We start from the raw sequence: 26,006 nt of genomic DNA, 5'->3' as shown, positions 1-26,006 counted from the left end.
ACCTTGGGATGAACTAAAAGAAAATTTCAGATCTTGGCGGGTACGGGACTCTCGTCCGGCGCGCCCTCCTCCAGCGTCGCGCTGTTGATGCCCGCGTACAGGACCAGCGGCACGGCCACCGCCACCACCATGGAGAGCACGGCGGTGCCCGAGTCGTTGACCAGCATGCCGACCACGCCGCTGACCAGCGTGCCGATCAGCCCGGCCTTCAGCATGGGGACGCGCTCGAACGCCAGCGGCACCACCCCGGCGCTGATCCGGCCGGGTCGCATGATCGCGAAGATGAGGAACGCCAGACCGGTGATCACGATCGGCATGAGGTTGGGCGAGAGCATGGTGTTGAGCATGGCCCCCAGCTTGCGCAGGATCATCGGCATGAACGTGCCCTCCAGCACCATGCCGACGAACCGCCCCAGATGGGTCTGCGACGCCGCCGGCCGCAGGAAGTCGAGCACCGCGAGCGCCGACACGGTCACCCCGCCGAGCACGCAGAACCCGGCGAACCTCAGCACCGACACCCGCTTGCCCGCCACCAGCAGCGCCGTGACGGCGATCCCCGGCACGAACGCGATCACGCCGCCGAAGTCGCTGCCGATGCCCGGCCAGCCCGCCAGCAGCATCGCGGTCACGCCCGTCACGGACACCAGCAGCACCGCGGCCCGCCGCCGCCCGGCGCGCACCAGGTGGTCGGCGACCAGCGCCGTCGTCATCAGCACGGAGGTGGCCAGCAGCGCGAACGGGATGTTGGCCAGCCCGTAGTAGCGCCCGCCCACCACGGCCGTGTAGCCCATGAGGCTGTTGAACTGCAGGTTGGTGCCGGTCAGCAGGTCGGCCACCATGACCAGGCCGATGATCGCGCCCACCGCCGCCGGCGGGCCCACCGGGCTGCGCCGCCACGGCCCCAGCAGGGCGACCGCCGTGATGGCCGAGGCGATCACCACCACGCCCATGATCACCAGCGCGATCGGGTACGGGCCGTGCCCCCAGGGGAGCACGTTCACCAGGTACGTCGAGACGGGCACGGCGGCCAGCCCGAGCGCGATCACGCCGAGGGCCCCGGCCTTCTTGCGGCGCGACAGCACGTAGTAGGCGATCGCGTAGAAGGTCACCGTGATGACGGCGAAGCCGGTGAAGAACAGGCCCGTGGTGTTGCGGATGCCGGTGGCCATCGTGTCGGCCCTGCGCATGTCGGCGACGGCCGCCTCCAGCGGCAGCCGCTCCCCCGCCTCCCAGGGCAGCCCGATCACGGTCGGCGGGACCGGGATGCCGGCGGCGGTGAGCACGGTCGGCGTGGTGTCGGTGACGATGACGATGTCGTCGCGCCGGGTCGAGGCCGTGCCCAGCAGCGCGCCGGACGCCTCGGCCCGCTTCCACATGGCCACCCGCAGGTGCGGCACCGACCCGTGGTCGCCGATGCCGCTCAGCACCACCTGGGTCCCGGCGGGCAGCTTCGCCAGCACGGCCCCCACCTCCGCGTCGGCGGCCCGCACCGCCTCGCGCCGCTGCTCGGGAGCGAGCGCCTCGGGCACGGCCGGCAGCCTGCCCTCCGCCAGGTAGGGGCGGATCAGCTCGTCCACGTCCACGGCCAGCACCCGGCAGCGCGACCAGTCGGCCAGCGCGGCCGGCTCCGGCGCGTACACGTCCACCCTGCCGGCGGTGTCGGCCAGCGCCAGCGCGGCGCCCGCGCCGACCGCGGTCGTGCAGTGGCCGGCGGCGTGCACGGCGGCGCCGAGCGTGCCCGCGTACGTGCCGTCGCGCGTCGTGCGCAGCGCCTCGAAGCCGGGCACCCGGGCGCCCTCACCGGCCTGCTGCGGCTCGGGCGGCAGCCCGCACCGGTACCCGACGGCGGAGCGGACGCCAGCCGACACCGACAGCCAGCCGTCGAACGGGCAGGCGAGCGTGCCCACGGTCTTCACCGACACCGACCCCAGGTCACTCTCCCCGGCCAGCCGCCACAGGTGAGGGGTCGTCCGCGGGTCGACGTCCTCCCAGAGCAGGCCGGGCACGCCGACGAGGGCCACCGGGGACTCCTCCTCAGCGGCGTGCGCGGGCGGCGCCGCCCACCACAGCGCCGACGCGACCAGCAGGAAATACGCCCACCTCACCGTTGCCCCCTCTGCGGAGAACGAGTCCGCGACGGCGACGCCGCCGGCACTCGAGCCGAGATCAGCAGGCAACGTAGCACGCCTTCCCCCGGTTAGGCTCTCTCCGCGTCGGAAGGGGGTCGCGCCCCCTCACAGCCGCCGCCCCGCGCAGTGAGAGGGCCGGACGGTCCCTTCTCACCAGGTGGCGGCGATGAGGATGCCCACCATGATGACGGCCACCACGACGTGGCGGAACGCTCGGGTGCGTAAGGCTCGGGCGATCCGCATCGTCAGTCGCCGGAGCCCAGGCCGAGGTGCTCCTCCAGCCGGGCGACCCGCTGGACGACGGGCTGGAGCTGTTCACGGAGAACGGCGGTCAGGACGGCCACCGGATCCGCACCCGGCCCGGCGAGTCGGCCCGCGCCCTCCCCGGCAGGCTGGGCGGAGGTTCCGTCCGTACCCTGGCCTGCGGACTGGGCGGGGGTGTGATGGCCGGACTCGGCGCGCAGGTGGACGTATCCGGCGAGGGCCGCCACGACGGCACGGCGGGTCGGCCGGGGCTCGGCGCCCAGCCCGCGCAGGACCTGCCCGGCGATCCCCTCGGGCTCGGCGACCAGCCCGAGCAGGAGATGCTCGCACCCGACGTAGTTGTGCCCGAGCGAGGTCGCCTCGTTGACCGCGAACTCCAGCGCGTTCGCCGCCCCCACGCCGAACCGCCGCGCCCCCGCCGCCACGGACCCGCCCCCGGCCTCCCCTGCCGGGCCGTCCTCCGGCCCGCGTCCGGACAGGTCCCCGCCGTCCGGGGCGTCGTGGTCTCCTGAGGGGACACCGTTGTCCTGGGACCCGGGGGTCTGCTGGGACAGGCGGACGGCGAGTTCGCGGCCCACCCGCGCCGGGTCGATGTCCATGGCGCGCATCACGTGCAGGGCGAGGTTGGTGCCTTCCTCCAGCATCCCGGCCAACAGGTGCGCGGTCTCCAGGGGGCCGGCCCCGGCCCGGGCGGAGGCGAGCTTGAGCGCGGTGCGGGTGCGCGGGGTGAGCAGGGTCAGGGCGCCGGCCGGCCGGTCGAGGTCGAGATCCGACAGGGCCGTCTCGCGGATCGCCGTCACCCGGCGGACCGCCTGCTCCAGAGCGCGCTGGCAGACGGCCGAGACCGGCACCCCGGCCTGCTTGACCGCCTCGGCCAGGTCGTCCGGCAGGTACACGTTGATCTTCGGCATCGAGGGTCGACTCCTTCCAAGTACCCCCACCATAACCCTTCCATAACCCCAACTTCCAGAGGGCCGGGTGAGCTTATCCCCTGGCGTCAGGGCAGTTGTCGGCGCAGACTGGAAAGACGGCGATACCCACAACGTGGAGCACCCGTGGACCATCACCTTGATCACATGCCGGTTCTGTCCCGCGGCAGGCATCGCAACCCGAAACGTGGTGCTTGCTTCATGGAGTTCGCGTCCTATCTGGCCGGAGAACGGTGGAGCGACCACCCGGCCTGCACCCACCCGCTGCTGGCGGCGCTCGCCCGTCTCGTCAACGACAACACCGACGACCAGAGCCGCAACCGCCTCGTCCACCTGGTCCCGTCCATCATCGGCCTGACCAGCACGGACCTTCGGGTCGACGCCCACATCGCGCTCCGCTGCGCGACCACCGCGCTGCCCGTGGCCGCCGCCGAGCGCCAGCTCGCCCTCGCGGTCTCCGTGCTCGCGGCCGAGGAGATGCTCGCCAGGCTGGACGGCGTCCCGTCCGGGCGGCTCAGCCCGCGCAGCCAGGAGGCGCTGGACCAGGTCCCGCAGGCGGCGGCGCAGGCCCGCAGGTTCAGCCGGGCAGCCAAGATCACCGAGAAGGGCTTCCGCAGGTACGCCGCCCCCAACGCGGTGCAGCTGGCCGTCGTCGGGATCGTGCAGGCCTGCGTCAAGGACCCGGACACGATGCTGCGCGACCTGCTGGAGGCGACGATCGACGACTGCACCCGCCTGATCCGCGGCGCGGACGCGACCCCGGTGACGCCGTCGCCCGCCGCCGCGCCCGCCTCCTGACCGTGTTCTTCGTCACTCCCGGGTCCGGGGTCAGGAGATCCTAAAAAACTCGCCCACCTGTTCGTATGGCTCGCAGAAGTGCAGGTCAGGCAAGCCTCCCCTTCGTTGCGGATCTTTCCGACATATGCCTAATGTCTGGATGAAAGCAGCCTGAGGGAGGGGTTTATGACCATCGAGCTGGAGCGGCCGTACTCATCCGAGATCCACCACAGCCACCGCGACGTCAACGGCGGATGGCTGCGGCCGGCGGTGTTCGGGGCGATGGACGGGCTCGTCTCCAACTTCGCGTTGATCGCCGGAATGGTGGGGGCCACGGGCGCCGGGCGCGGCGCCGTGGTGGCCGGATTCGCCGGGCTGGTCGCGGGTGCGTGCTCGATGGCGGCCGGCGAGTACACGTCGGTCAAGTCGCAGACGGAGCTGATGCGCGCCGAGATCGCCGTGGAGCGGCGCGAACTGGCCCGCAACCCCGAGGGCGAGCGCGCCGAACTTGCCGCGCTCTACCGCGCCCGGGGACTGGAGCCCGAACTGGCCGAAAGGGTCGCGGCCGGGCTGTCCGCCGACCCCGAGCAGGCTCTGCGGGTGCACGTACGCGAAGAGCTCGGGGTGGACCCGGACGACCTGCCGTCGCCGAAGCTGGCGGCCCTGTCGTCGTTCTGCGCGTTCGCGGCGGGGGCGCTGGTGCCGCTGGTGCCGTTCCTGTTCGGCGCGGCGGGGCTGACGCTGGCGGTGGTGCTGAGCGTGCTCGGCCTGTTCGGGTTCGGCGCGATCGTGGCGCGCCTGACGGCGCGGCCCTGGTGGCTCGGCGGCCTACGCCAGCTCGCGCTGGGCGTCGGCGCCGCCGCGGTGACCTTCGGCATCGGCCATGTGCTCGGCGTCGCGGTGTCCTGACCATCACCACTGACGCCCCGGGCGGACGTCCTCACCCTGACAGCGCCACCGCTGTCAGGGACGGGTGGCCGTGGCGAGGTTGACGCCCAGGGCGATGAGGGCGGTGCCCGTGAGGGCGTCTAGGGCGCGCCGGACCGCGGGCCGGGCGAAGAACGCGCGCAGGGCGCTCACCACGTTGGCGACCAGCAGGAACCAGACGACGGTCCCGCCGAGGGCGATCAGCGACAGGGAGAGCGCGTCCGCGCCATGGGCGAGGAACTGCGGGACCAGGGCCACGAAGAACAGGGCGGCCTTGGGGTTGAGCACGTTGGTGAGCAGGCCCTCCCCGAAGGCCGCCCGGGCGCCCTGCCGCGGCGAGCCCGGCGGGGGCGGTTGCGGTGCGCCGCCGCCGCGCACGGCGGCCAGGATCGCGCGGACGCCGAGGTAGCCGAGGTAGGCGGCCCCCGCCACCTTAACCACGGTGAACGCCGTGGCGGAGGCGGCCAGGAGCGCTGCCACGCCGGTCGCCGCGGCCACGACCCAGGCGAACACGCCGACGGCGACGCCCAGGGCGGCCGCCATGCCGGGACCACGGCCCGACACGGCGGAACGGCGTACGACGACGGCGAAGTCGGGGCCGGGCGACATCGCGCCGAGCAGCACGACCCCGCCGAAGGCGAGGGACACCGTCAATGAGGACACGATCTGCGCTCCCTGGGTCAGCGGCGGCGGCGCCGGCGGCGCTTCATGATGGCGCGCAGCGTCAGCAGCAGCACCACGACGACGACCTGACCGCCGGCCACGATGCGGTTGACGTCGACGGCCGGCTGCCAGCGGACGTCGCCATCCTTGATCACGAACACTCCGGCAGGAGTCGCGCTCACACCGTAACCGAGGCCGCCGCCGCTGCCCGACTCGCCCCGCTTCTTGTCGCCCTGCTCTTTCTCGCCCTGCTCTTTCTCGCCCTGCTCTTTCTCGCCCTGCCCCATCCCTCCGCCGCCTCCGTAGGCGATCCTGGCGACGGGGATGACGACCACGTCGCCGTGCTGGACGGGGTCGCCGAACACGCGTTTGACCTGTGCGGAGTCTTTGGATTTCTCCGCTATCTCCATGATGTCCATGACCTCATGATGACTCACGTGGCCCTCCCGCGCAGCTCACGGTAGACGCGGACGAGGCGCTCGGTCGAGGGGTCGGGGAAGGCGTCCTGCGGCTCGTCGGCGGTGAGCGCGGGCGCCAGGTCGAGCGCCATCTTCTTGCCCAGCTCGACGCCCCACTGGTCGAAGGAGTCGATGCCCCAGATGGTGCCCTCGACGAACACGACGTGCTCGTACAGGGCGACGAGCTGGCCGAGGGTGGACGGCGTGAGCTTGGGAGCCAGGATCGTCGAGGTGGGGCGGTTGCCCGGCATGACCTTGTGCGGCACGACGTCGGCGGCGGCGCCCTCGGCGGCGATCTCCTCGGCCGTCTTGCCGAACGCCAGGGCCGAGGTCTGCGCGAACAGGTTGGCGGTGAGCAGGTCGTGCATGCCCTCACGGTCGTCGTGAGGCTCGGCGAAGCCGATGAAGTCGGCCGGCACCAGATGGGTGCCCTGGTGGAGCAGCTGGTAGAAGGCGTGCTGGCCGTTGGTGCCCGGCTCGCCCCAGAAGATGGCGCCGGTGTCGCAGGTGACGGGGGTGCCGTCGGCGCGCACCGACTTGCCGTTGGACTCCATGGTGAGCTGCTGCAGGTAGGCGGGGAAGCGGTGCAGGCGCTGGCTGTAGGGCAGCACGGCGCGGGTCTGGGCGCCGAAGAAGTCGGCGTACCACACCCCGAGCAGGCCCATCAGCACCGGCATGTTGGCCTCGAACGGCGCGGTGCGGAAGTGCTGGTCGATGGCGTGGAAGCCGGCCAGCATCTCGCGGAACCCGGCCGGGCCCACCGCGATCATCAGGGACAGGCCGATGGCCCCGTCGAAGGAGTAGCGGCCGCCGACCCAGTCCCAGAACCCGAACATGTTGTCGGTGTCGATGCCGAACTCGGCGACCTTGGCGGCGTTGGTCGAGACGGCCACGAAGTGCCGGGCGACGGCGTCCTCGCCGAGGGCGGCGACCAGCCACTGCCGGGCCACCTTGGCGTTGGTGAGGGTCTCGAGCGTGGTGAAGGTCTTGGAGCTGACCACGAAGAGCGTGGTCGCCGGGTCGAGGTCGCGCAGGTTGCCGGTGATGTCGGCCGGGTCGATGTTGGAGACGAACCTGGCCTGGACGCCGGCGTCGGCGTAGTCGCGCAGCGCCTCGTAGGCCATGGCGGGGCCGAGGTCGGAGCCGCCGATGCCGATGTTGACCACGGTGGCGATGGGCCGGCCGGTGGCGCCCCGCCACTCCTGGGCGCGCACCCGGTCGGCGAACGCGGACATCTTGTCGAGCACGGCGTGCACGTCACCGGTGACGTCCTGGCCGTCGACCTCCAGAGCGGCGTCGGCGGGGGCGCGCAGCGCCGTGTGGAGCACGGCGCGGTCCTCGCTCACGTTGATGTGGGCGCCGGTGAACATGGCCTCGATCCGCTCGCGCAGCCCGGCCCGCTCGGCCAGCCGGACCAGCAGCTCGACGGTCTCACCGGTGACGCGCTGCTTGGCGTAGTCGAGGTAGAGGTCGCCGGCGGTCAGCGTCATGCGCCCGGCCCGGCCCGGGTCGTCGGCGAACAGCTCGCGCAGGTGCCTGCCCGCCACCTCGCCGTGGTGCTTCTCCAGCGCCGCCCACTCCTGGCTCCTGGTGATGTCGCCGTTCACTCAGCCCCTCCTCGCCGCCGTCAAACGATCAACGTCCGGTCCTATGGTCCCGTACCCGCCTACCCGCGGTGACCGATTCCGCGCGTGGCGGAGCGGAGCTTTTCGCGGGAACCGGGTCCGCGCCGGGCCGCGGCGCGGACCCGGCGCGGGCTCAGTGGGACTCCCGGCCCACCGCGTCGCCGCTGGATCCGGTGAGGAAGTCCAGGTCGACGCCCCGGTCGGCCTGCAGCACGTGGTCCACGTACAGGCGTTCCCAACCGCGTACGGGCCGGGCGTGGCCGGTCATGACCGGCTCCCTGGCGGCCAGCTCGGCCTCGGGCACGTCCACGTCGAGCCGCCGGGCGGCGACGTCGAGCACGATCGGGTCGCCGGTGCGCACGCGGGCGAGCGGCCCGCCGGCCGCGGCCTCGGGCGCGACGTGCAGCACGACCGTGCCGTAGGCGGTGCCGCTCATCCGGGCGTCGCTGATGCGGACCATGTCGCGCACCCCCTTGGCCAGGAGCTTGGCGGGCAGCGGCAGGTTGCCCACCTCGGGCATGCCGGGGTAGCCACGGGGCCCGCAGCCGCGCAGCACGAGCACCGAGGTCTCGTCGACGTCCAGGTCGGGCGAGTCGAGCCGGGCGTAGACGTCCTCGACGCTGTCGAACACGACGGCCCGGCCGCGGTGGCGCAGCAGCTCGGGCGAGGCGGCGGCGGGCTTGACGACGGCGCCGTCCGGGGCGAGGTTGCCGCGCAGCACGGCGATGCCGGCGTCGGGCAGCAGCGGGTCGGCGCGCCGCCTGATCACGGTGTCGTCCCAGATCTCGGCCCCGGCCAGGTAGTCGGTGAGCGGCCTGCCGGTGACGGTGACGGCGGACGGGTCGAGCAGGTCGGCGACCTCGTTCAGCACCGCGCGCAGGCCGCCCGCCCGGAACAGGTCCTCCATGAGGTGCCGGCCGGCGGGCTGCAGGTCGACGAGGAGCGGCACGCCGGAGCCGGTGCGGTCGAAGTCGTCGAGACTCAGCTCGACGCCGAGCCGGCCGGCGATGGCGAGCAGGTGGACGACGGCGTTGGTGGAGCCGCCGATGGCGGCCAGGGTGACGATCGCGTTGAGGAAGGAGGCGCGGGTCATCACCTGGCTGGGGCGGCGCCCCTCGCGGACGAGCTCGACGGCCAGGCGGCCGGTGTCGTGCGAGCGTTCCAGCAGCCTGCTGTCGGGGGCGGGGGTGCCGGAGGTGCCGGGGATGGTCATGCCGAGCGCCTCGGCCATGCACGCCATGGTGGAGGCGGTGCCCATCGTGTTGCAGTGGCCGCGGCTGCGGATCATGGAGGACTCGGACTCCAGGAACGCCTCGCGGGAGAGCGTGCCCGCGCGCACCTCCTCGCTGAGCCGCCACACGTCGGTGCCACAGCCGAGCGGGACGCCGCGGAAGCGGCCGGTGAGCATGGGGCCGCCGGGCATCACGACGGCGGGCAGGTCGACGGAGGCGGCGGCCATCAGCAGCGACGGGATGGTCTTGTCGCAGCCGCCGAGCAGCACCACGCCGTCGATCGGGTTGGCGCGCAGCATCTCCTCGGTGGCCATGGCGGCGAGGTTGCGCCAGAGCATGGCGGTGGGCCGGACGTTGGTCTCGCCGATGGAGAGCGCGGGGAGGTTGAGCGGCACCCCGCCGGCCGCCCAGATGCCCTGTTTGACGCTGTCGGCGACCTCGTCGAGGTGGGAGTTGCAAGGGGTCAGGTCGGAGGCGGTGTTGGCGATCGCGATGTGCGGCCGCTCTCCCGTGAAGGCGTCCCGCGGCAGCCCGCGGCGCATCCAGGCCCGGTGGATGTAGGAGTTCCGGTCGTCGCCCGCGTACCAGTGGGAGCTGCGCAAAGCCATAACCGGCACCCTAACCAGCGGATCACGGCCAAGGATAGGGATCACTCGTGCCGCCTGCCTTGTTCACAGAAGCCACAACGCGGGCAGTTTTGAGGGCATGGAGACCATCGATGCCTACTGGCGCGCCGCCAACTACCTGTCCGTGGGGCAGATCTACCTGCTGGACAACCCGTTGCTGCGTGAGCCGTTGCGACCCGAGCACATCAAACCGAGGCTGCTCGGCCACTGGGGCACCACGCCCGGCCTGAACTTCTGCTTCGCGCACCTGAACCGCGTCATCCGCGAACGCGACCAGGACATGATCTACATCGTCGGCCCCGGGCACGGAGGCCCCGCGGCCGTCGCGCACTCCTGGCTGGAGGGCTCCTACACCGAGCGCTATCCCGACATCACGCAGGACGAGCCCGGCATGCGGGCCCTGTTCCGGCAGTTCTCCTTCCCCGGCGGCATCCCCAGCCACGTCGCGCCGGAGACGCCAGGCTCCATCCACGAGGGCGGCGAGCTGGGGTACGCGCTGTCGCACGCGTACGGGGCCGCGTTCGACAACCCGGACCTGGTGGTGGCCTGCGTCATCGGCGACGGCGAGGCCGAGACGGGCCCGCTGGCGGCGAGTTGGCACTCCAACAAGTTCCTCGACCGTGAGCGCGACGGCGTGGTGCTGCCGATCCTGGCGCTGAACGGCTACAAGATCGCCAACCCGACGGTGCTGGCCCGCATCCCCGACGACGAGCTGTTCAAGCTCATCGAGGGGTACGGCTACCGCCCGCACCTCGTCGGCCCGAGCCACGAGGAGATGGCGAGCGCCCTGGACGAGGCGTTCGACCAGATCGCCGCGTACCGGGAAGGCTCCGAGAGGCGCCTGCCCATGATCATCCTGCGTACGCCCAAGGGCTGGACGGGCCCGAAGGAGGTGAACGGGCTGCCGGTGGAGGGCACCTGGCGCTCCCATCAGGTCCCGCTGACCGCGGTGCGCGACAACCCCGAGCAGCTGGCGATGCTGGACGCGTGGATGCGCTCCTACCGGCCGGAGGAGCTGTTCGACGCGACCGGCCGGCCGATGCTCGCCATCCGCGAGACGGTGCCGCGCGGCGAGCGGAGAATGAGCGCCAACCCGCACGCCAACGGCGGCGAGCTGCTGGCGCCGCTCCGGCTTCCCGACTTCCGCGACTACGCCGTGGAGGTGAAGCTGCCGGCCACGCAGTCGACGGAGCCGACCCGGGTGATGGGCAGCCTGCTGCGCGACGTGATCGAACGCAACCCGCGCACGTTCCGGCTGATGGGGCCGGACGAGACCGCCTCCAACCGGCTCAGCGCGGTCTTCGAGGTCACCGACCGCACCTGGTCGGCCGAGCGGCTGCCCACCGACGAGCACCTGGCGCCCGCCGGACGGGTCATGGAGGTGCTCAGCGAGCACATGTGCCAGGGCTGGCTGGAGGGCTACCTGCTGACAGGGCGGCACGGCCTGTTCAACTGCTACGAGGCGTTCATCCACATCGTGGACGCGATGTTCAACCAGCACGCCAAGTGGCTGGAGGCATGCCACAAGATCCCGTGGCGGCGGCCGGTGGCGTCGCTGACGTACCTGCTGTCGTCGCACGTGTGGCGGCAGGACCACAACGGTTTCAGCCATCAGGACCCGGGGTTCCTGGACGTGGTGGTCAACAAGAAGGCGTCGGTGGTGCGGGTGTACCTGCCGCCGGACGCGAACACGCTGCTGTCGGTCACGGACCACTGCCTGCGCTCGCGCGACTACGTGAACGTGATCGTGGCGGGCAAGCAGCCGGTGCTGGACCTGTTCTCCATGCCGGACGCCATCGCGCACTGCACGCGGGGCCTGGGCATCCTGCCGTGGGCGTCCACGGACGCCCACACCGAGCCTGACGTGGTGCTGGCCTGCGCGGGCGACGTGCCGACGCTGGAGACGCTGGCCGCCGCCTCGATCCTGCGCGAGGAGCTTCCCGACCTGAAGGTCCGGGTGGTCAACGTGGTCGACCTGATGCGGCTGCAGCCGTCGTCGGAGCATCCGCACGGCCTGCCGGACTCCGAGTTCGACACGCTGTTCACCACCGACCGGCCGATCATCTTCAACTTCCACGGCTATCCGATGCTGATCCACCAGCTCACCTACCGCCGCACCGGGCACGCCAACCTGCACGTGCGCGGCTACAAGGAGGAGGGCACCACGACCACGCCGTTCGACATGTGCATGCTCAACGACATCGACCGCTACCACCTGGTGATGGACGTGATCGACCGGGTGCCCGGCCTCGGCTCGAAGGCGGCCCACCTGCGCCAGCGCATGTCCGACGCCCGTCTGCAGGCGCGCGCCTACACCCGGATGTACGGCGAGGACGCCCCCGAGATCAGGTCGTGGACATGGCCGCACGCATCCTCGTCCTGAACACGGGCTCCTCCTCGATCAAGTACGAGCTGATCGACGCCGAGTCGGGCACCCGGCCGGCCCGCGGCGTGATCGAGCGGATCCACGAGGGCGAGGGCCTGCTGACCCACCACGCCGGCGACGCTCCCCCGTACGAGCGCAAGGGCGTCTACGCGGACCACGCGCAGGGCCTGGAGGCGGTGCTGGAGGCGTTCCGGGTGGCGGGACCGGAGCTCGACCCGGTGGCGGTCGGCCACCGGGTGGTGCACGGCGGCGAGCGGTTCGGCACGGCGGTGCTGGTGGACGAGGAGGTGATCGCCGCCATCGAGGCGCTGGCGCCGCTGGCCCCGCTGCACAACCGGGTGAACGTGGCCGGCATCCGGGTGGCGCAGGCGGCCTTCCCCGGGGTGCCGCAGGTGGCGGTGTTCGACACGGCCTTCCACCGGTCGCTGCCGCCCGAGGCGTACACGTACGCGGTGCCGCGCGAGTGGCGCGAGGAGCTGGGGGTGCGCCGGTTCGGCTTCCACGGCACCTCGTGCGCGTACGTGTCGCGCCGGGCCGCCGCCTTCCTGGACCGGGACCTCGCCGGGCTGAACCTGATCGTGCTGCACCTGGGCAACGGCGCCAGCGCCACCGCGATCGAGGCCGGGCGCAGCGTCGACACCTCCATGGGGCTGACCCCGCTGGAGGGCCTGGTGATGGGCACCCGCTCGGGTGACGTCGACCCGGCGCTCTGCGCGTACCTGGGCAGGATGGCCGGCTTCGACACGCAGGACGTGGAGGAGGCGCTGGGCCGCCACGGCGGCCTGCTCGCGCTCGCCGGCACCGGCGACATGCGCGAGGTGCGGCAGCGCGCCCGGGACGGCGACGCCGATGCGCGGCTGGCGCTGGACGTCTACTGCCGGCGCGTCCTCAAGTACGTGGGCGCCTACTACGCGGTGCTGGGCCGGGTGGACGCGATCGTGTTCACCGGTGGCGTCGGCGAGCACGACGCCGCCACGCGGGCCGCGTCGCTGGCCGGGCTGGAGCGGCTCGGCGTCACGGTGGACCGGGGACGCAACGAGGCGCCGGACGGCGGGGAGCGGGTGATCTCGCCGCCGGGGGCGGAGGTCACGGTGCTCGTCATCCCCACCGACGAGGAGTGGGAGATCGCCCGCGAGGCGCTGGAGGTGATCTGACGGGTCAGCGGGAGCGGGCGGCCGTCCTGCGTACGGCCGCCACGATGTCGCTGTTGGGCAGCCCCTTGAGGAGGTACTCGCACACGCCGACGCGGCGCATCTCGTCGACCGAGTGGGAGTCGCCGTAGGCGGAGAAGGCCACCACCCGGGTGGCGGGCGACAGCCGGCGGATCTCCCCCGCCGCCCACGCCCCTCCGCCCGGCATCCGCACGTCGAGGATGGCGACCGCGGGCTCGTGGTCGGCCGCCAGCCGCACCGCCTCGCGGGCGTCGGCCGCGACCGCGACCACCTCCAGGTCGGGCTCGGCCGCCAGCACCTCCTTGAGCGCCTCGCGGATCAGCGGCTGGTCGTCGCCGATGAGGATCGTCAGCCGGTCCGGGGCGCCGCTCATCGCACCCCCGGGCGCACGGCCGGCACCCAGAACTCCACCGTGGACCCCGCCCCCGGCCGGCTGTGGAGCTGCCACCAGCCGCCGGAGATCTCGGCCCGCTCGCGCATCTCGATCAGGCCGAAGTGTCCGCGCCGGGCGGAGGGGTCGCCCGGGTCGGCGAAGCCGACGCCGTCGTCGGCGACCTTGACGTGCACGCCGTGGTCCGCCGAGGCGAGCCGGACCCGTACGGAGGAGGCGCGGGCGTGCTTGCGGACGTTCGTGAGAGCCTCCTGGCAGATGCGGAACACGGTGATCGCGGCCTCGGGCGGCGGCTCCTCGTCCAGGTCGGGCACGAGCTCGTAGGCCAGTCCGGCGCCGGAGGCGACCTGTTCCACATATCCGGACAGGGTCTCGACCAGGCCCCCGCTGTCGAGGCCGGGCGGATGCAGGTAGAAGGCGAGGTTGCGCAGGCGGCCGACGGCGGCGTTGACCGTGTCGTTGAGCCGCATGACGGCGTCGGCGTGCTCGGCGGGCAGCGTGGAGGCGAGCAGTTGCAGGCGCATGCCCACCGCCACCATCGACTGGATGGTGTCGTCGTGCACGTCCCAGGCGATGCGCCGCCGTTCGGCCTCCTGGGCCCGCACCAGGTGGGCCAGGAGCCGGCCGCGCTCGTCCAGCGCCCGCTCGACGTTGCGCCGCTCGCTCAGGTCGCGGGTCACCTTGCCGAACCCGCGCAGCCGCCCGTCGTCGTCGCGCAGCGCGGTGATCACGACGTTCGCCCAGAACCGGGTGCCGTCCTCGCGCACCCGCCAGCCCTCGTCCTCGAACCTGCCTTCGGCGACGGCGATCTCCAGCCCGCGGCCGGGCTTGCCGGAGGCGACGTCGTCCGGCGGGTAGAAGACGGAGAAGTGCCGCCCGATGATCTGGCCGGCGGTGTAGCCCTTGATGCGCTGGGCGCCGGAGTTCCAGCTCAGGACGTGGCCGCTGGAGTCCAGCATGAAGATCGCATAGTCTACGAGGCTCTGCAGGAGGAGTTCGAGGTCGACGTTCTCGTGCTCGCGCATAGTGCAGCTTCGCACGGTGACGGCCCCTGCCGGGAACGCGATCCGCTCAGGGGGCGGCGGCGGCGAGGGAGAGCGGCGCCCCCAGCTCACACCACACCACCTTCCCGCCCTCGTGGCGGTCCGTCCCCCAGGACGTGCACAGTGCCTCGATGACGTGCAGGCCCCAGCCGTCGGCCGGGCCGGGAGCCCTGGGCTCGGGGGCCTGCTCGCTGCGGTCGCCGACCTCGACGCGGACGTGGCGGGGACCGCCGGTCATGCGCAGCGTCGGTCCTCCGGCGCCGTGCACGAGCGCGTTGGTGACCAGCTCGGACACGACGAGCAGGACGTCCTCCGCACGGCCCCGGTAGCCCCACCCGGCCAGGGCGTCGCGGGCGGCCTCCCGCGCGACGGAGATGCTGCCCATCTCCTCGGCGAGGTGGCGTTCCACCGTGCCCGAGCCCAGTCGTGTGGCCATGGTTCTACTTTCGGCCGCCCGAAGCTTGACCGCGAGACGCAACCGTGCCGGACCTCTTGGTGCGATTGCGGGATGCCGGGCTGGTGCGAACACATCAGTCGAGCAGCCCTCGGCGCCGGGCGATGGCCACGGCCTCCAGCTTCGACCGGGCCCCGAGCTTCTCCAGCACCCGCTGGATGTGGTTGCGGGCGGTGTTGCGGGCGATGCCGAGCCGCTCGCTCACCTGGTCGGTGCTCACCCCCTCGGCGAGCAGGTGGAGGGTCTCCCGCTCCCGGCCGGTCAGCCCGTCCCCGCCGGCCCGCCCCCGGCCGGCGAGCTGGTCGAGTACCGCGGGCAGCAGATCGGGGGCGAAGGCCACGCCGCCCGCCGCCACCTCGCGCACCGCCCACTCCAGCTCCCGCAGGCCGGACGACTTCTCCATCAGGCCCGCGCCGCCGGCCTCCACCACGCGCACGGCGATCCGCGGCGACGCCTCGCCGGTCAGCACGAGCACGCGGACGCCGGGGGCCTCCCGCGTGATGCGGCCGATGGCCGCGATGCCGTCGCCGTCGGGCAGCCGCCGGTCGAGCACGACCACGCCGGGCCGGTGGGCGCGGGCGGCGGCCACGGCGTCGGCCACCGAGCCGCACCGGGCCACCACCTCCAGGCCCGGGGCGTCGCCGAGCGCCAGCGCGATCGCCTCCGCCACCATGTCGTGGTCCTCCACGAGGATCAGCCGTACGCGGACCGGCGCGAGCGGCTCCTGCGAGGGTGACACGGATGCTCTCCCTAGGTCGGATCCCGTCTCGCAGACTACCGTTCACCAGGTATCCCAGGGCATCGGTACGAACCGTATGGTCGGGAATTGGTAGGGTTGCCCGCGTTATTCAGTCATCTGGATGGGTGGGATACAGCTGTGGAGGTCGAGCAGACGGCGCTACCGGGAATAGGTCTGCGCCATGAGTTCACGACACAGAGCGGGCGCAGAGTGGGAGTGGTCTCCCACCGCACGGGGCGGCGAGATCTCGTCATCTACAGCAAGGACGACCCCGACCGCGCCTGCGAGGTCGTCAAGCTCAACGACGAGGAGGCCGACGCCCTGGTCGAGCTGCTCGGCGCGCCCCGCATCGTGGCCCGGCTGAACCAGGCGCACCAGGAGGTCGAGGGGCTCGTCAGCCTCCAGCTTCCGCTGCCGGCCGGCTCGCCGTACGTGAACAGGCCGATGGGCGACGCGCGGGTGCGGACCCGCACGAACGCGTCGATCGTCGCGATCGTGCGCAGCGGGCAGGTCTACGCCAGCCCCGGCCCCGACTTCGTGCTCGCCGCCGGTGACATCGTGGTCGTGGTGGGCAGTGCCGACAGCACCTCCGAAGTCGGCGATCTCCTGGCAGAGGGCTAGGCCGGGTGCATCACACCGCGATAATCTTCCTCGAGTTCGGGGCCGTTCTCCTCGGTTTGGGCGTGCTGGGCGCGCTGGCGCTGCGCGCGGGCATCTCCCCCATCCCTCTCTATCTGATCGCCGGTCTCGCGTTCGGCACCGGCGGCGTGCTGCCCCTGGCCACCAGCGAGGAGTTCATCTCCATCGGCGCGGAGATCGGCGTCGTCCTGCTGCTGCTGACGCTGGGCCTGGAGTACAACGCCGACGAGCTGGTCTCCAGCCTCAAGGGCAACGCCCGGGCCGGCATCGTCGACCTGGTGCTCAACGCCGCGCCCGGCGCGATCCTGGCGCTGATGCTCGGCTGGGGGCCGGTGGCCGCCCTGGCTATGGCCGGCGTCACGTACGCCACCTCGTCGGGCATCACCGCCAAGGTGCTGAGCGACCTCGGCTGGATCGGCAACCGCGAGACGCCGACCGTGCTGTCGCTGCTCGTGTTCGAAGACCTCACGATGGCGCTCTACCTGCCCATCCTGACCGCCACCCTGGCCGGGCTCAGCCTGGTCAGCGGGGCCATCACCGTCGGCATCGCGCTGGCCACGGTGACGGTGGTGCTGCTCGTCGCGCTGCGGTTCGGCAAGTGGATCGAGGCGTTCGTCGCCAGCCCCAACAACGAGGTGCTGCTGCTGAAGATCGTGGGCCTGGCGCTGCTGGTGGCCGGGATCGCGCAGCAGCTGCAGGTGTCGGCGGCGGTCGGCGCGTTCCTCGTCGGGATCGCCCTGTCGGGGCAGCTCGCGCACGACGCGCAGGCGCTGCTGGCGCCGCTGCGCGACCTGTTCGCGGCGGTGTTCTTCGTCTTCTTCGGCCTCCAGACCGACCCGACGAAGATCCTCCCGGTGGCGGGCATCGCCGCCGCCCTGGCCCTGGTCAGCATGCTGACGAAGCTGGCGACGGGCATCTACGCGGCCAGACGGGCCGGCATCTCCAAGGCCGGTCAGGCCAGGGCCGGCATCGCGCTGGTGCCGCGCGGCGAGTTCAACATCGTCATCGCCGGCCTGGCGGTGGCCGCCGGCGCCCATCCGGACCTGGGTCCTCTCGCGGCCGCGTACGTGCTCATCCTCGCCGCCTTCGGCCCTCTGGCGGCCAAGCTCGTCCAGCCCCTCTTCGAGGCCATCGCCAGACGCGCCTGACCCCCGCGAGGGCTTCGCGCCGGAGGCCGCCGCCGCCCGGAACTGTCGGTGAGGCGTGCGAGTCTGGCCTCCGGCCATGCGAAGGAGGCGGGACGGTGGACGAGCGGACCGGGCGCGGGGCGCCCGCGGTCGTGATCGGATCGGCGGGGGGTCGAGCGCCATGACGTCCAGGGTGACGGCCGACGTCACGATCGGCCCCGGCGACTGGGACGACCGCGACCTGCGCGGCGAGACCTTCCAGCGGGTCCGGTTCGTCGACCTCGACCTGATGGAGCTGGCCGACGAGGGCGCCGTCTTCGAGGAGTGCACGTTCAGCGACGTGCGGTTCAACGTGTCGGCGCACGAGAACGCCGCCTTCCTCACGTGCGCGTTCCGCGGCTGCTCGTTCTTCGACGCCTCGTTCACCGGCTGCAAGCTGACGGGCAGCTCGTTCGCGGGGTGCACCTTCGGGCTGCTCAAGGTCGACGGCGGCGACTGGTCCTTCACCTCGCTGACCCGCGCCGACCTGCGGGGCAGCACGTTCGACGGGGTCCGCCTGCGCGAGGCCGACCTGTCGGGGGCCAAGCTGGAAGGCGCAGCCCTGCGCGGCTGCGACCTCACCGGCGCGGCGCTCCGCGGGGCCGACCTCACCTCCTGCGACCTGCGCGGCAGCGATCTGAGCACCCTCGACCCCCAGACGGTCACGCTCGACAAGGCCACCGTCGACCCCGACCAGGCCGCGGTGATCGTCACCGCCATGGGGTTGCGGGTCCTGCCGTGACGAGCCGTCACCGGGGTCAGGGGCGGCCGTCGAGGCGGTCGTAGGCGGCGCCGAAGACCGGGGCGCACTCGGCGATGAAGTCGGCGGGGAAGCCGCGGGTGAAGGGAGCGGCGTCGGACAGGCGGTTCACGACCTCCTCCGGGAGCGTGACGTCCACGGCGGCGAGATCGTCGGCGAGCTGGTCCGGGGAGCTGGCGCCGACGATGGGGTGCACCACGCGCGAGCGGGCCCGGGTCCAGGCGATCGCCACCTGCGCCGGCGTGACGCCCAGCTCCGCCGCCGCGTCCAGGACGGCCCTGGCCGCCCTGTGCTCGCGTTCCGTCACCGCGCCTGGCGTTACCCGGGTGGACGCCCCGGACACCGGTCCGGCGGTGTACCTGCCCGACAGCACACCGCGTTCGAGCGTCCGCCAGGCGGCCACGGTCAGGCCCGACTCCTCCGCCATCGGCAGCAGCTCACGCTCGACGTCCCTCCAGAGCAGGCTGTACGGCACCTGCAGCCCGGCGAACGGCGTCCACCCGCGCCACTCCGCCAGCGTGTTGGCCCTGCTCACCACCCACGCCGGCGCGTCCGACATGCCGACGTACAGCACCTTGCCCGCCCGCACCAGGTCGTCGAGGGCCCGCATCGTCTCCTCGATCGGCGTGTGCCGGTCCCAGACGTGCGCCCACAGCAGGTCCACGTAGTCGGTGCGCAGCCGCCGCAGGCTCCGCTCCAGGGACAGCACGAGGTTCTTGCGGTGGTTCCCCGCCGCGTTGAGGTCCCGGTCGTCGCGGGTCAGCGTGTACTTGGTGGCGACCACGAACCGGTCCCGCCTCCCCTCCAGCAGCTCGCCGACCACGCTCTCCGACTCGCCGTAGGCGGACGCCGTGTCGACGACGTTGCCCCCCGCCTCGTCGTACAGGTCCAGCATCCGGCGCACCTCGGGCGTCACCGCCCGCCACGTCATGGCGCCGAGGAACAATTCCGACACCCGCAACCCCGTACGCCCGAGCAACCTGTAACGCATGGCCATCTCTCCTCATCGCTGCTTCCGTACGGGATCCACGCTCGCGCAGCGGCGGCCCGGCGGGGAGACCGGGCGGAGACTGGCCCTGGCAGGGCCACGCTAAGGGCGAGCCGTCGCGCCTAGACTGCCTCGCGTGAGCGCGAACGAGCTGGCCGCCTATCTGCGCGGTCTCCGGGAAGCGGTCAGGCCGGGCGACGTCGGCCTGCCGGAGACGTCACGGCGCCGGACACCGGGGCTGCGCCGGGCCGAGGTGGCGACGCTGGCGGGCATCAGCGTCGAGTACCTCACCCGGCTGGAGCAGGGACGCGACCGCAACCCGTCCGCCCAGGTGCTGGGCGCGCTCGCCGACGCGTTCGGGCTGGGCTTCGAGCAACGGCTGCACCTGCGCCAGCTCGCCAAGCTGGTCAGCGGCGACGCCCTGCTCTGCCCCTCCGTCCTGCCCTCCCCCGCGCGGGCGGTGCGGCCCACGCTCCGCGCGCTGCTCGACCGGCTGGAGCCGGCCCCGGCCGTCCTGCTCAACCGGCTGTCGGACGTGCTGGCCCACACCGCCGGATACGCCCGGACGGTGGAGGCGCTGGGCGTCCTCGACGGTGACCGGCCCAACCTGGCCCGCTACGTGTTCACCGACCCCCGGGCGCGGGCCGCCTTCCCCGAGTGGGACACGGTGGCCGCCGGGCAGGCCACCGCGCTGCGGCTGGCGACCGCCATGGGCGACGCGCACGCCGACGACCTCGTGGAGGAGTTGACGATCACGGCCGGGGCGGCGTTCACCGGGCTGCTGTCCACCCCGTCGGCGCCGGTCGCGTCGCCGCAGCGGGAGCTGCTGGTTCATCCGGTCGCGGGCGAGCTCCGGCTGGTGACGGAGTCCCTCGACCTGGCGGACGCCGACCAGCGGCTGGTCGTCCACCTTCCCGCCGACGAGGCGACCGCCACGGCCCTGGACCACCTGACCGGCCGCCACCCCGGCGCCCTCCACGCCATCACCGCCTGACGACCGCCCCACACCCTTCCCTCACTCCGGCACCCCGGTCCGCCCCCGCCGTTCACTCCGCCCAGCACCGCTCTGGCCGGGTGGTCAGGTGGGCGGGGCCAGGTGGCCGGCGGTTCGCCGGAGGTCCGGGAGCAGACAGCGCGCGTACGTGGCCACCAGCCAGAACACCGCCTCCCGGTGCAGGCCGGCGTCGATGAGAGCCCGGGTGCCGTCGATGGCGACCGGCCGGGCGGTGACGGTGATGTCGGAGTCGAAGGCGTACCCGGGAGCGTCCACCCGCGCGGCCGTGTCGAAGAGCGCCTCCAGCCCGCGCAGATGCCGCAGAACCCGCTGCCGGGTCATGGCCGCGCAGCCGAGCAGGCCGAGGAGGTGCTCGTGCCGGTCGGCGAGGCCGCGGGCGGCGAGCAGTTCCCCGGCGGCCACGTACCTGCGGCGGACGGTCGGGTTGCGCAGCCCGGCGACCAGCAGGGCGTGCGCCGTCACCCCGGTGCCGAACAGCCACGCGTTCACCTGCCGGACCGGCGGGCCGGGTGTCCGACGGCGGCCAGCCGGGCGCGGATCGTCTCCAGGGCGTGTTCGCAGCGGGCCGGCACCCAGCGCCGCTCGGCGAACCGGCGGGCCACCTCCCGCTGGAGCGCCGACAGCCGCCCGGTGGGGTCGGCCGGCACGCCCGGCCGGTGGAAGGCTCCGGCCAGGTGGTAGTGGCGCAGCACGTCATCGGCCGACGCCACCTGATCGGCGGGCAGGAACGACACCTCCAGGAGCGCTCCCCCGTACCGGAACTTGCGCCCGTGGCCGGCGGGCGTGTCGAGCACGACCATGACGTCCACGTCGGAGTCCGGCGGCAACCCGGCGCCGGGCGGCGCCCACAGGGCCGACCCGGTCAGGAACGCGCCGCCGAAGCCGGGCAGGCGGGCGCCCTCGTCGCGCACCCATCGGCGGGCGGTCTCCACCGCTTCCCGGATCAGCAGGATCATCATCGTACGGACGGGTAGGGCGGTCGCACCTGAGGTTAGGTTCGCGGCGGGCGGTGCCGGGCAGCCATGTGCCATGGACGTGGCGGAGCTGGAGAACCTGGTGTGCCGGGAGCTCAAGGATGCCGGGTTCGCGGTGGAGCCGTCGCGCAGGCCGGCCGACGGCGGCCTCAGCGTGTGGCCCGATCCCGAGCGCGGGGTGGTGGTGCGCTGGAGCGTCCCCTCCCGTGACCCCTCCCGTGAGCCTGCCCGTCACGACACGATCTGGACGGCCGTACGGCTCGCCTTACGGACGATCCTCTGCGCGGCGGGGTTCGACGTGACGGAACTCCCCGGACAGGCCGAACTCGTGGTCACCGCGGCGGCCCGCCCTCGCCCCACGACCGTCACCGAGCCCGACCCCACCACCCGCTGACCCACCCCACCCGTGAAAACCGGGCTCGGGAAACCCCTGCGCGGGGGGAACGCGTGGCGCGGTGAGACGGCGGACAATCCGCCGGGCGGTGGACTACCCGATGCGGGGCGCCGCGCGGGGATGCTCGGTGCCCCGGCTCCGTTTCCGTCAGCCGGAAGGATGACGGTGGAGTTTGGTCCGACGTGCGCATGGCGGGGACCCGATACGGTACGACCCAATCCGGCGTACGCATGGTGGAGGCCCGGTGAGGGTCGGGCCGGCGGGTGGATGGTGAGGGCCCGGTCAGAAGAGGGCGGTGACTTTCCGGGGCCGGGGCGGTCTTATAGGGGCCGACTCACGAGAGGGAGACCTGATGCGGAAGATCGTGCAGGAGATCGCCGACGAGCTGGTGGCGTCGGGCGCGGAGCGCGGGCTGCAGATCGCCGTCTTCCGGCGGGGCGAGCTGCTGGCGGACGTGGTGGCCGGGGTGGCGGACGCGGAGACGGGGCGGCCGTTCACGTCCGACACCCCCGTGTACGCGACCTCGACCGGCAAGGGCGTCACCGCGGCCGTGGTGCACGTGCTGGCCGAGCGGGGCGCGCTGGACTACGACACGCCGATCGCCGAGCTGTGGCCGGAGTTCGGCGCGCACGGCAAGGAGCGGGCGACGATCCGTCACGCGCTCTCCCACCAGGCCGGGGTGCCGGGCGTGCCCGTGGCGACGACGCCGGAGGACCTGGCCGACTGGGACGGGATGTGCGCGGCGATCGCCGGCGCCGAGCCGTGGTGGGAGCCGGGCACCCGGTGCGGCTACCACCCGCAGACCTTCGGCTATCTCCTGGGCGAGGTGGTGCGCCGGGCCACCGGCAAGCGGTTCTCGCAGGTGCTGGAGGAGGAGGTGGCCGGGCCGCTCGGCGTCTCGGGTGAGCTGTTCTGCGCCGTGCCGGAGGCGGAGCTGGGCAGGCTGGCGCGGATCGAGGAGGTGGCCCCGCCGCCGCCGCTGCCGGACGCGATGCGGGACATGATCCCGTTCTTCCGGGTGGTGGGCGGTTACACGGCGGCGCCGGCGGCGGCGATGCCGGACGCCGCGTTCAGCAACCGGCGCGACGTGCTCACCGCGGAGATCCCGGCCGGCGGCACGATGACGGCCCGCGCGGTCGCGCGCGTGTACGACGCGCTGCTGTCTGGCGAGCTGGTGTCGCCGGCGCGGCTGCGTGAGCTGTCGGCTCCCGCGGTGAGCGGCACGGACGAGGTCACCGGGGCGCCGGCCGGCTGGGGGCTGGGCTACGCGATCGGGCTCAGCCCCGCGCTGTCGGCGCCCACGGTGTTCGGCATGCCGGGCAGCGGCGGCACCGCGGCCTTCGCCGACACCGGGACCGGGCTGGCCGTCGGGATCATGAAGAACCGCATCACCCCCGGTGACTTCGCCACCGTGGACCGGATCGGCGCGGCGGTGCTCAGCGCAGCACGGTGACGTACCCGCCGCCGGTCGGCTCGGTGTCGCCGAACACGTGCAGGTCCTCGCGGAACACGCCGAGGTAGGCCGCCTTGTCGTGGAAGGTGCCCGCCAGCGCGTCGCCGTACCCGATCAGCTCGGCGTGCGCGTGCCTGCGCGGCTCGTACGCGGTCTCCAGCCCTTTCTCCAGCAGCACCGGGTCGCCCTCCGCCGCGCCGATGACCCCGGCGAGGATCTCCGCGTCGTGCATGGTGTAGCTCATGCCCATGCCGGTCATCGGATGGCAGGCGAACGCGGCCGACCCGAGCAGGGCGGCGTTGCCCCTGTGGTAGGCCGGCACGCGCATGGCCGACACCGGGATGCGCTGCCAGTGGGCGGGGCCGAGCACGTCGTAGGCGTCGTCGTTGTCGGTGACGAGGTCCTTGATCGCGTCCACGGCCAGGCCGTCGGCGAACACCTCGCGCTCGTCCTCGAGTGGCAGGCCGATGAACACGCGGGCCTGTTCCTCGTTGATCGGGTACAGGTAGCTGAACCAGCCGTCGGAGTTGAAGTAGAGCCGGTTGAGCCGGGCGACGCTGGCGGTCAGCGGCACGGTCGCCACCCGCATGATGTGGGGGTAGGCGGAGGTCTCCTGGGTGATGCCGAGCGCCTGGCGCACCATCGAGCGGGAGCCGTCGGCGGCGATGACGACGCCGGGCCGCAGCTCCCGGCCGTCGGCCAGCACCAGCCGCGCCACCCGCTCGCCGTCGTGCTCCAGGCGCTCGATCTGCGAGTCGAACCAGAACTCCACGCCCTGCATCGAGCAGCACGAGTAGATGACCTCGACCAGCTCGCGGTAGGGGCGGATGAGGAAGCCGTCGGGGTAACGGCATTCCTGGATCGCCTCGCCGTCGTGGTAGTAGCGGACGATGTCGCGTTTGAGCGCGTGCCGTTCCACCAGGCTCCCGAGCCCGTGCCGGGCCAGGACCCCCATGCCGGGGCGCTTGACGAAGTCGGCGCCGGCGGCCGGGATGGCCGGTCCCTGTTCCACGACGACGACGTTGTGGCCGTTGCGGCCCAGGAGCAGGGCCAGGAAGCAGCCGCCGAGCCCGGCGCCGACGATCGCCACGTCGCAGGTTGTCGTCATTGCCATGTTGAGAGCCCTTCTGATGTTCTTGCGAGACGCGTGCCCCCGTGCACGCGGGGTTGCGAGCCTGGCCTCATGGCGTGGGCCTGGCCCCGTGCCACCTGGGATGGAACGGCCTGCGGGGGGACCGCGGGGTGGCCGGCGGCGGGCTGGACCGGCAGCAGCGCGTCGGCCTCGGCCGCCACCGTGGCGAGCTGCGTGCGCAGCTCCAGCAGCATCCGGCGCGGCACCAGCACCATGACCTCGCCGGTCGCGTGCGGCATCCGCAGCATCTTGATCAGCGCGATCGTGCCGACCAGCACGGAGACGGCCACGCACACCGCCAGCGCGCTGGACAGCCCGCCCATGGGCCCCGCCATGAAGGGGTGGCCGATGACGACCGACACGGTGGCGACGCCCAAGGCGCCGCCGACCATGCGGGACATGACGGCCGCGCCCACCGCGGAGGCGTACTGGTGCGGCTGGGCGGCCAGGGTGGTGGCCATGGAGGTGCCCGGCGCCAGCGCCCCCACCCCGACGCCCACGCCGACACTCGCCGCGAGCCCCCACAGCGTCGGACCGCTCTGCGCCAGCGCCACGACGCAGGAGCCGCCGCACACGGTGGCGCCGACGTAGATGAGCCCGTACGGGCCCAGCTTGCGTACGACCTTGCCGCCCAGCCACGCGGTCACCGCCACGGCCACGGAGGTGGGCGTGAGCCAGAGCGCGACCTCCAGCATGGGGAAGCCGAGGTGCAGGAGGTAGAGCGGCTGGAGCGCGAGCAGCCCGTACGACAGGACGCCGAACCCCCAGGTCGCCAGCCAGCCCCAGGCGAAGCCGGGCCGGCGCCACAGCGTCAGGTCGAGGGCGGGCACCCGGTGCCGCCCGGACCGCAGGAGCGCCAGGGCGAGCGTGACGACGGCGCCGCCGGCCAGGTAGGCGCAGGTCATGCCCCACGTGGTCGCCTTGGAGATGGCCAGCACCATGGCCCCGATCGAGAGGGTCAGCAGGACCGCCCCGAGCATGTCGGGCCGGGTCCTGGGCGCGCCGTCGCGGCGGGCGGGCAGGCCGGGGGGCAGCCAGGTGGCGGCGAGCAGCAGGAGCATGCCGGTGACGACGACCGGCGCGAACAGCGCCCGCCAGCCGAACCCGGTGGCCAGCCAGCCGCCGCCCGCCTGCATGAGCAGGCAGCCGAGGCCGGAGGCGGAGCTCCACAGCGCGATGGCGCCGCGCCGCTGGTGTTCGGGCAGCTCGCCGAGGAGCACGGCGAGACTGGCGGGGATCATCGCGGCGGCGCCGACTCCCTGCGCCGCCCTGGCCGCGAGCACCATCGGCCAGTCGGGCACGGTGAGTGTGGCGAGCCCGCCGAGGACGAAGATGACGAGCCCGATGACCAGGACGCGGCGGCGGCCGAACAGGTCCGCCCAGCGTCCGGCCGTGGCGAGCAGGGCGGCGATCGGCACGAACGCGGCGCTGGTCAGCCAGAGCAGGTCGCTCAGCGGCAGGGTGTTGCCGGCGTCGCCGTGCTGCATGAGGCCCACGGCCAGGGTGGTGGCCGTGGTGTCGGCCATGACGGTGAACATGACGCCGGCGCCCACCAGCCGCAGCAGCGTGCCGCGTCCGCGTGCGGGCTTCCGCGCCACCGGGTATGCCCCCACCTCGACGACTGGCGACTGACGCAACGTGGCCACCTCCATGAGAGCCCGGATGTCGGT

General features: G+C 72.9%; 25 protein-coding genes. 10 read left to right on the top strand and 15 right to left on the bottom strand.

The window, feature by feature from the left end:
- Positions 1-26 precede the first annotated feature (26 nt).
- The gene (locus ACQEUU_RS19125; protein WP_433067762.1) at positions 27-2,105 is read right to left on the bottom strand and encodes a hypothetical protein; all 2,079 of its coding nucleotides are present in this window, start codon (positions 2,103-2,105) and stop codon (positions 27-29) included.
- A gap of 269 nt (positions 2,106-2,374) precedes the next feature.
- The gene (locus ACQEUU_RS19120; RefSeq protein WP_433067760.1) at positions 2,375-3,304 is read right to left on the bottom strand and encodes a Clp protease N-terminal domain-containing protein; all 930 of its coding nucleotides are present in this window, start codon (positions 3,302-3,304) and stop codon (positions 2,375-2,377) included.
- A gap of 219 nt (positions 3,305-3,523) precedes the next feature.
- On the opposite strand from ACQEUU_RS19120, the gene ACQEUU_RS19115 reads away from it, so the two are divergent.
- Positions 3,524-4,120, top strand: a complete 597-nt coding sequence (locus tag ACQEUU_RS19115) for a hypothetical protein (RefSeq protein WP_433067758.1) — start codon at positions 3,524-3,526, stop codon at positions 4,118-4,120.
- 165 nt (positions 4,121-4,285) lie between these two features.
- Positions 4,286-5,008, top strand: coding sequence for a VIT1/CCC1 transporter family protein (locus ACQEUU_RS19110; protein WP_433067756.1), 723 nt, complete (start codon positions 4,286-4,288; stop codon positions 5,006-5,008).
- Between the two features lie 54 nt (positions 5,009-5,062).
- Here the strand turns inward: ACQEUU_RS19110 and ACQEUU_RS19105 are convergent, their stop codons facing one another.
- The 4 genes from ACQEUU_RS19105 to ACQEUU_RS19090 form a co-directional block, all read right to left on the bottom strand.
- Positions 5,063-5,689: a LysE family translocator gene (locus tag ACQEUU_RS19105; protein WP_433067754.1), complete on the bottom strand. Its 627-nt coding sequence runs from the start codon at positions 5,687-5,689 to the stop codon at positions 5,063-5,065.
- Between the two features lie 17 nt (positions 5,690-5,706).
- Complete coding sequence (locus ACQEUU_RS19100; protein WP_433067752.1) at positions 5,707-6,108, bottom strand: spore germination protein GerW family protein; 402 nt, start codon at positions 6,106-6,108, stop codon at positions 5,707-5,709.
- 14 nt (positions 6,109-6,122) lie between these two features.
- Positions 6,123-7,754: a glucose-6-phosphate isomerase gene (pgi, locus tag ACQEUU_RS19095; protein WP_433067750.1), complete on the bottom strand. Its 1,632-nt coding sequence runs from the start codon at positions 7,752-7,754 to the stop codon at positions 6,123-6,125.
- Positions 7,755-7,905: 151 nt separating this feature from the next.
- Positions 7,906-9,612 (bottom strand): IlvD/Edd family dehydratase, encoded by a 1,707-nt coding sequence (locus ACQEUU_RS19090; protein WP_433067749.1) that lies wholly within the window; start codon positions 9,610-9,612, stop codon positions 7,906-7,908.
- A gap of 97 nt (positions 9,613-9,709) precedes the next feature.
- Between ACQEUU_RS19090 and ACQEUU_RS19085 the strand changes: the two genes are divergently transcribed.
- Positions 9,710-12,013, top strand: a complete 2,304-nt coding sequence (locus ACQEUU_RS19085) for a phosphoketolase family protein (RefSeq protein WP_433067747.1) — start codon at positions 9,710-9,712, stop codon at positions 12,011-12,013.
- The gene (locus ACQEUU_RS19080) at positions 11,989-13,170 is read left to right on the top strand and encodes an acetate/propionate family kinase (RefSeq protein ID WP_433067745.1); all 1,182 of its coding nucleotides are present in this window, start codon (positions 11,989-11,991) and stop codon (positions 13,168-13,170) included. The genes ACQEUU_RS19085 and ACQEUU_RS19080 overlap by 25 nt, the downstream gene beginning before the upstream one ends.
- 4 nt (positions 13,171-13,174) lie before the next feature.
- On the opposite strand, the gene ACQEUU_RS19075 is transcribed toward ACQEUU_RS19080, so the two are convergent.
- From ACQEUU_RS19075 to ACQEUU_RS19060, 4 genes are all read right to left on the bottom strand, one after another.
- On the bottom strand, positions 13,175-13,561 hold the full coding sequence (locus ACQEUU_RS19075) for a response regulator (RefSeq protein ID WP_433067743.1): 387 nt from the start codon (positions 13,559-13,561) through the stop codon (positions 13,175-13,177).
- On the bottom strand, positions 13,558-14,604 hold the full coding sequence (locus ACQEUU_RS19070) for a PAS domain-containing sensor histidine kinase (RefSeq protein WP_433067741.1): 1,047 nt from the start codon (positions 14,602-14,604) through the stop codon (positions 13,558-13,560). Before ACQEUU_RS19070 ends, ACQEUU_RS19075 begins: the two co-directional genes overlap by 4 nt.
- Positions 14,605-14,650: 46 nt before the next feature.
- The gene (locus ACQEUU_RS19065) at positions 14,651-15,058 is read right to left on the bottom strand and encodes an ATP-binding protein (protein ID WP_433067740.1); all 408 of its coding nucleotides are present in this window, start codon (positions 15,056-15,058) and stop codon (positions 14,651-14,653) included.
- Positions 15,059-15,152: 94 nt separating this feature from the next.
- Positions 15,153-15,815: a response regulator transcription factor gene (locus ACQEUU_RS19060; protein ID WP_433067738.1), complete on the bottom strand. Its 663-nt coding sequence runs from the start codon at positions 15,813-15,815 to the stop codon at positions 15,153-15,155.
- Positions 15,816-16,025: 210 nt separating this feature from the next.
- Here ACQEUU_RS19060 and ACQEUU_RS19055 point away from each other — a divergent pair, with 210 nt between their 5' ends.
- The 3 genes from ACQEUU_RS19055 (at position 16,026) to ACQEUU_RS19045 (ending at position 18,362) form a co-directional block, all read left to right on the top strand.
- Positions 16,026-16,436 (top strand): cation:proton antiporter regulatory subunit, encoded by a 411-nt coding sequence (locus tag ACQEUU_RS19055; RefSeq protein ID WP_433067736.1) that lies wholly within the window; start codon positions 16,026-16,028, stop codon positions 16,434-16,436.
- Between the two features lie 62 nt (positions 16,437-16,498).
- On the top strand, positions 16,499-17,602 hold the full coding sequence (locus ACQEUU_RS19050) for a cation:proton antiporter (RefSeq protein WP_433067734.1): 1,104 nt from the start codon (positions 16,499-16,501) through the stop codon (positions 17,600-17,602).
- Between the two features lie 160 nt (positions 17,603-17,762).
- Positions 17,763-18,362, top strand: a complete 600-nt coding sequence (locus ACQEUU_RS19045; protein WP_433067732.1) for a pentapeptide repeat-containing protein — start codon at positions 17,763-17,765, stop codon at positions 18,360-18,362.
- A gap of 16 nt (positions 18,363-18,378) precedes the next feature.
- On the opposite strand, the gene ACQEUU_RS19040 is transcribed toward ACQEUU_RS19045, so the two are convergent.
- The gene (locus tag ACQEUU_RS19040; RefSeq protein WP_433067730.1) at positions 18,379-19,371 is read right to left on the bottom strand and encodes an aldo/keto reductase; all 993 of its coding nucleotides are present in this window, start codon (positions 19,369-19,371) and stop codon (positions 18,379-18,381) included.
- 133 nt (positions 19,372-19,504) lie between these two features.
- Between ACQEUU_RS19040 and ACQEUU_RS19035 the strand changes: the two genes are divergently transcribed.
- Entirely contained in the window at positions 19,505-20,362 is an 858-nt protein-coding gene (locus ACQEUU_RS19035) for a helix-turn-helix domain-containing protein (protein ID WP_433067728.1), read from the top strand.
- 84 nt (positions 20,363-20,446) lie between these two features.
- On the opposite strand, the gene ACQEUU_RS19030 is transcribed toward ACQEUU_RS19035, so the two are convergent.
- Both ACQEUU_RS19030 and ACQEUU_RS19025 read right to left on the bottom strand, forming a co-directional pair.
- Complete coding sequence (locus ACQEUU_RS19030; protein WP_433067727.1) at positions 20,447-20,872, bottom strand: hypothetical protein; 426 nt, start codon at positions 20,870-20,872, stop codon at positions 20,447-20,449.
- Positions 20,869-21,342 carry a hypothetical protein gene (locus ACQEUU_RS19025; RefSeq protein ID WP_433067725.1) on the bottom strand — a complete coding sequence of 158 codons (474 nt, stop codon included), beginning with the start codon at positions 21,340-21,342 and terminating at the stop codon, positions 20,869-20,871. Before ACQEUU_RS19025 ends, ACQEUU_RS19030 begins: the two co-directional genes overlap by 4 nt.
- Before the next feature lie 70 nt (positions 21,343-21,412).
- On the opposite strand from ACQEUU_RS19025, the gene ACQEUU_RS19020 reads away from it, so the two are divergent.
- Together ACQEUU_RS19020 and ACQEUU_RS19015 are read left to right on the top strand one after the other, a co-directional pair.
- Entirely contained in the window at positions 21,413-21,751 is a 339-nt protein-coding gene (locus tag ACQEUU_RS19020) for a hypothetical protein (protein WP_433067724.1), read from the top strand.
- A gap of 352 nt (positions 21,752-22,103) precedes the next feature.
- Entirely contained in the window at positions 22,104-23,204 is a 1,101-nt protein-coding gene (locus ACQEUU_RS19015) for a serine hydrolase domain-containing protein (protein WP_433067722.1), read from the top strand.
- Here ACQEUU_RS19015 and ACQEUU_RS19010 read toward each other — a convergent pair.
- Positions 23,188-24,318 (bottom strand): FAD-dependent monooxygenase, encoded by a 1,131-nt coding sequence (locus ACQEUU_RS19010; protein ID WP_433067721.1) that lies wholly within the window; start codon positions 24,316-24,318, stop codon positions 23,188-23,190. The two genes, ACQEUU_RS19015 and ACQEUU_RS19010, sit on opposite strands and share 17 nt — an antisense overlap.
- A complete protein-coding gene (locus ACQEUU_RS19005) occupies positions 24,309-25,973 on the bottom strand; it encodes an MFS transporter (RefSeq protein ID WP_433067719.1) in 1,665 nt (554 codons plus the stop codon). Before ACQEUU_RS19005 ends, ACQEUU_RS19010 begins: the two co-directional genes overlap by 10 nt.
- Between the last annotated feature and the right edge of the window lie 33 nt (positions 25,974-26,006).

The sequence above is a fragment of the Nonomuraea sp. CA-218870 genome, assembly GCF_050936535.1.
Taxonomy (GTDB): Bacteria; Actinomycetota; Actinomycetes; order Streptosporangiales; family Streptosporangiaceae; genus Nonomuraea; species Nonomuraea corallina.
Note: the sequence above shows the minus strand (reverse complement) of the source record. Positions and strands in the feature narration are given on the sequence as shown.

Coding starts and splice junctions, on each gene's coding strand:
- ACQEUU_RS19065 (WP_433067740.1), bottom strand. CDS start 15,058: ATGGCCACACGACTGGGCTCGGGCACGGTGGAACGCCACCTCGCCGAG.
- ACQEUU_RS19040 (WP_433067730.1), bottom strand. CDS start 19,371: ATGCGTTACAGGTTGCTCGGGCGTACGGGGTTGCGGGTGTCGGAATTG.
- ACQEUU_RS19010 (WP_433067721.1), bottom strand. CDS start 24,318: ATGGCAATGACGACAACCTGCGACGTGGCGATCGTCGGCGCCGGGCTC.
- ACQEUU_RS19115 (WP_433067758.1), top strand. CDS start 3,524: ATGGAGTTCGCGTCCTATCTGGCCGGAGAACGGTGGAGCGACCACCCG.
- ACQEUU_RS19080 (WP_433067745.1), top strand. CDS start 11,989: ATGGCCGCACGCATCCTCGTCCTGAACACGGGCTCCTCCTCGATCAAG.
- ACQEUU_RS19100 (WP_433067752.1), bottom strand. CDS start 6,108: ATGGACATCATGGAGATAGCGGAGAAATCCAAAGACTCCGCACAGGTC.
- ACQEUU_RS19085 (WP_433067747.1), top strand. CDS start 9,710: ATGGAGACCATCGATGCCTACTGGCGCGCCGCCAACTACCTGTCCGTG.
- ACQEUU_RS19015 (WP_433067722.1), top strand. CDS start 22,104: ATGCGGAAGATCGTGCAGGAGATCGCCGACGAGCTGGTGGCGTCGGGC.
- ACQEUU_RS19020 (WP_433067724.1), top strand. CDS start 21,413: ATGGACGTGGCGGAGCTGGAGAACCTGGTGTGCCGGGAGCTCAAGGAT.
- ACQEUU_RS19090 (WP_433067749.1), bottom strand. CDS start 9,612: ATGGCTTTGCGCAGCTCCCACTGGTACGCGGGCGACGACCGGAACTCC.
- ACQEUU_RS19070 (WP_433067741.1), bottom strand. CDS start 14,604: ATGCGCGAGCACGAGAACGTCGACCTCGAACTCCTCCTGCAGAGCCTC.
- ACQEUU_RS19075 (WP_433067743.1), bottom strand. CDS start 13,561: ATGAGCGGCGCCCCGGACCGGCTGACGATCCTCATCGGCGACGACCAG.
- ACQEUU_RS19120 (WP_433067760.1), bottom strand. CDS start 3,304: ATGCCGAAGATCAACGTGTACCTGCCGGACGACCTGGCCGAGGCGGTC.
- ACQEUU_RS19045 (WP_433067732.1), top strand. CDS start 17,763: ATGACGTCCAGGGTGACGGCCGACGTCACGATCGGCCCCGGCGACTGG.
- ACQEUU_RS19025 (WP_433067725.1), bottom strand. CDS start 21,342: ATGATGATCCTGCTGATCCGGGAAGCGGTGGAGACCGCCCGCCGATGG.
- ACQEUU_RS19110 (WP_433067756.1), top strand. CDS start 4,286: ATGACCATCGAGCTGGAGCGGCCGTACTCATCCGAGATCCACCACAGC.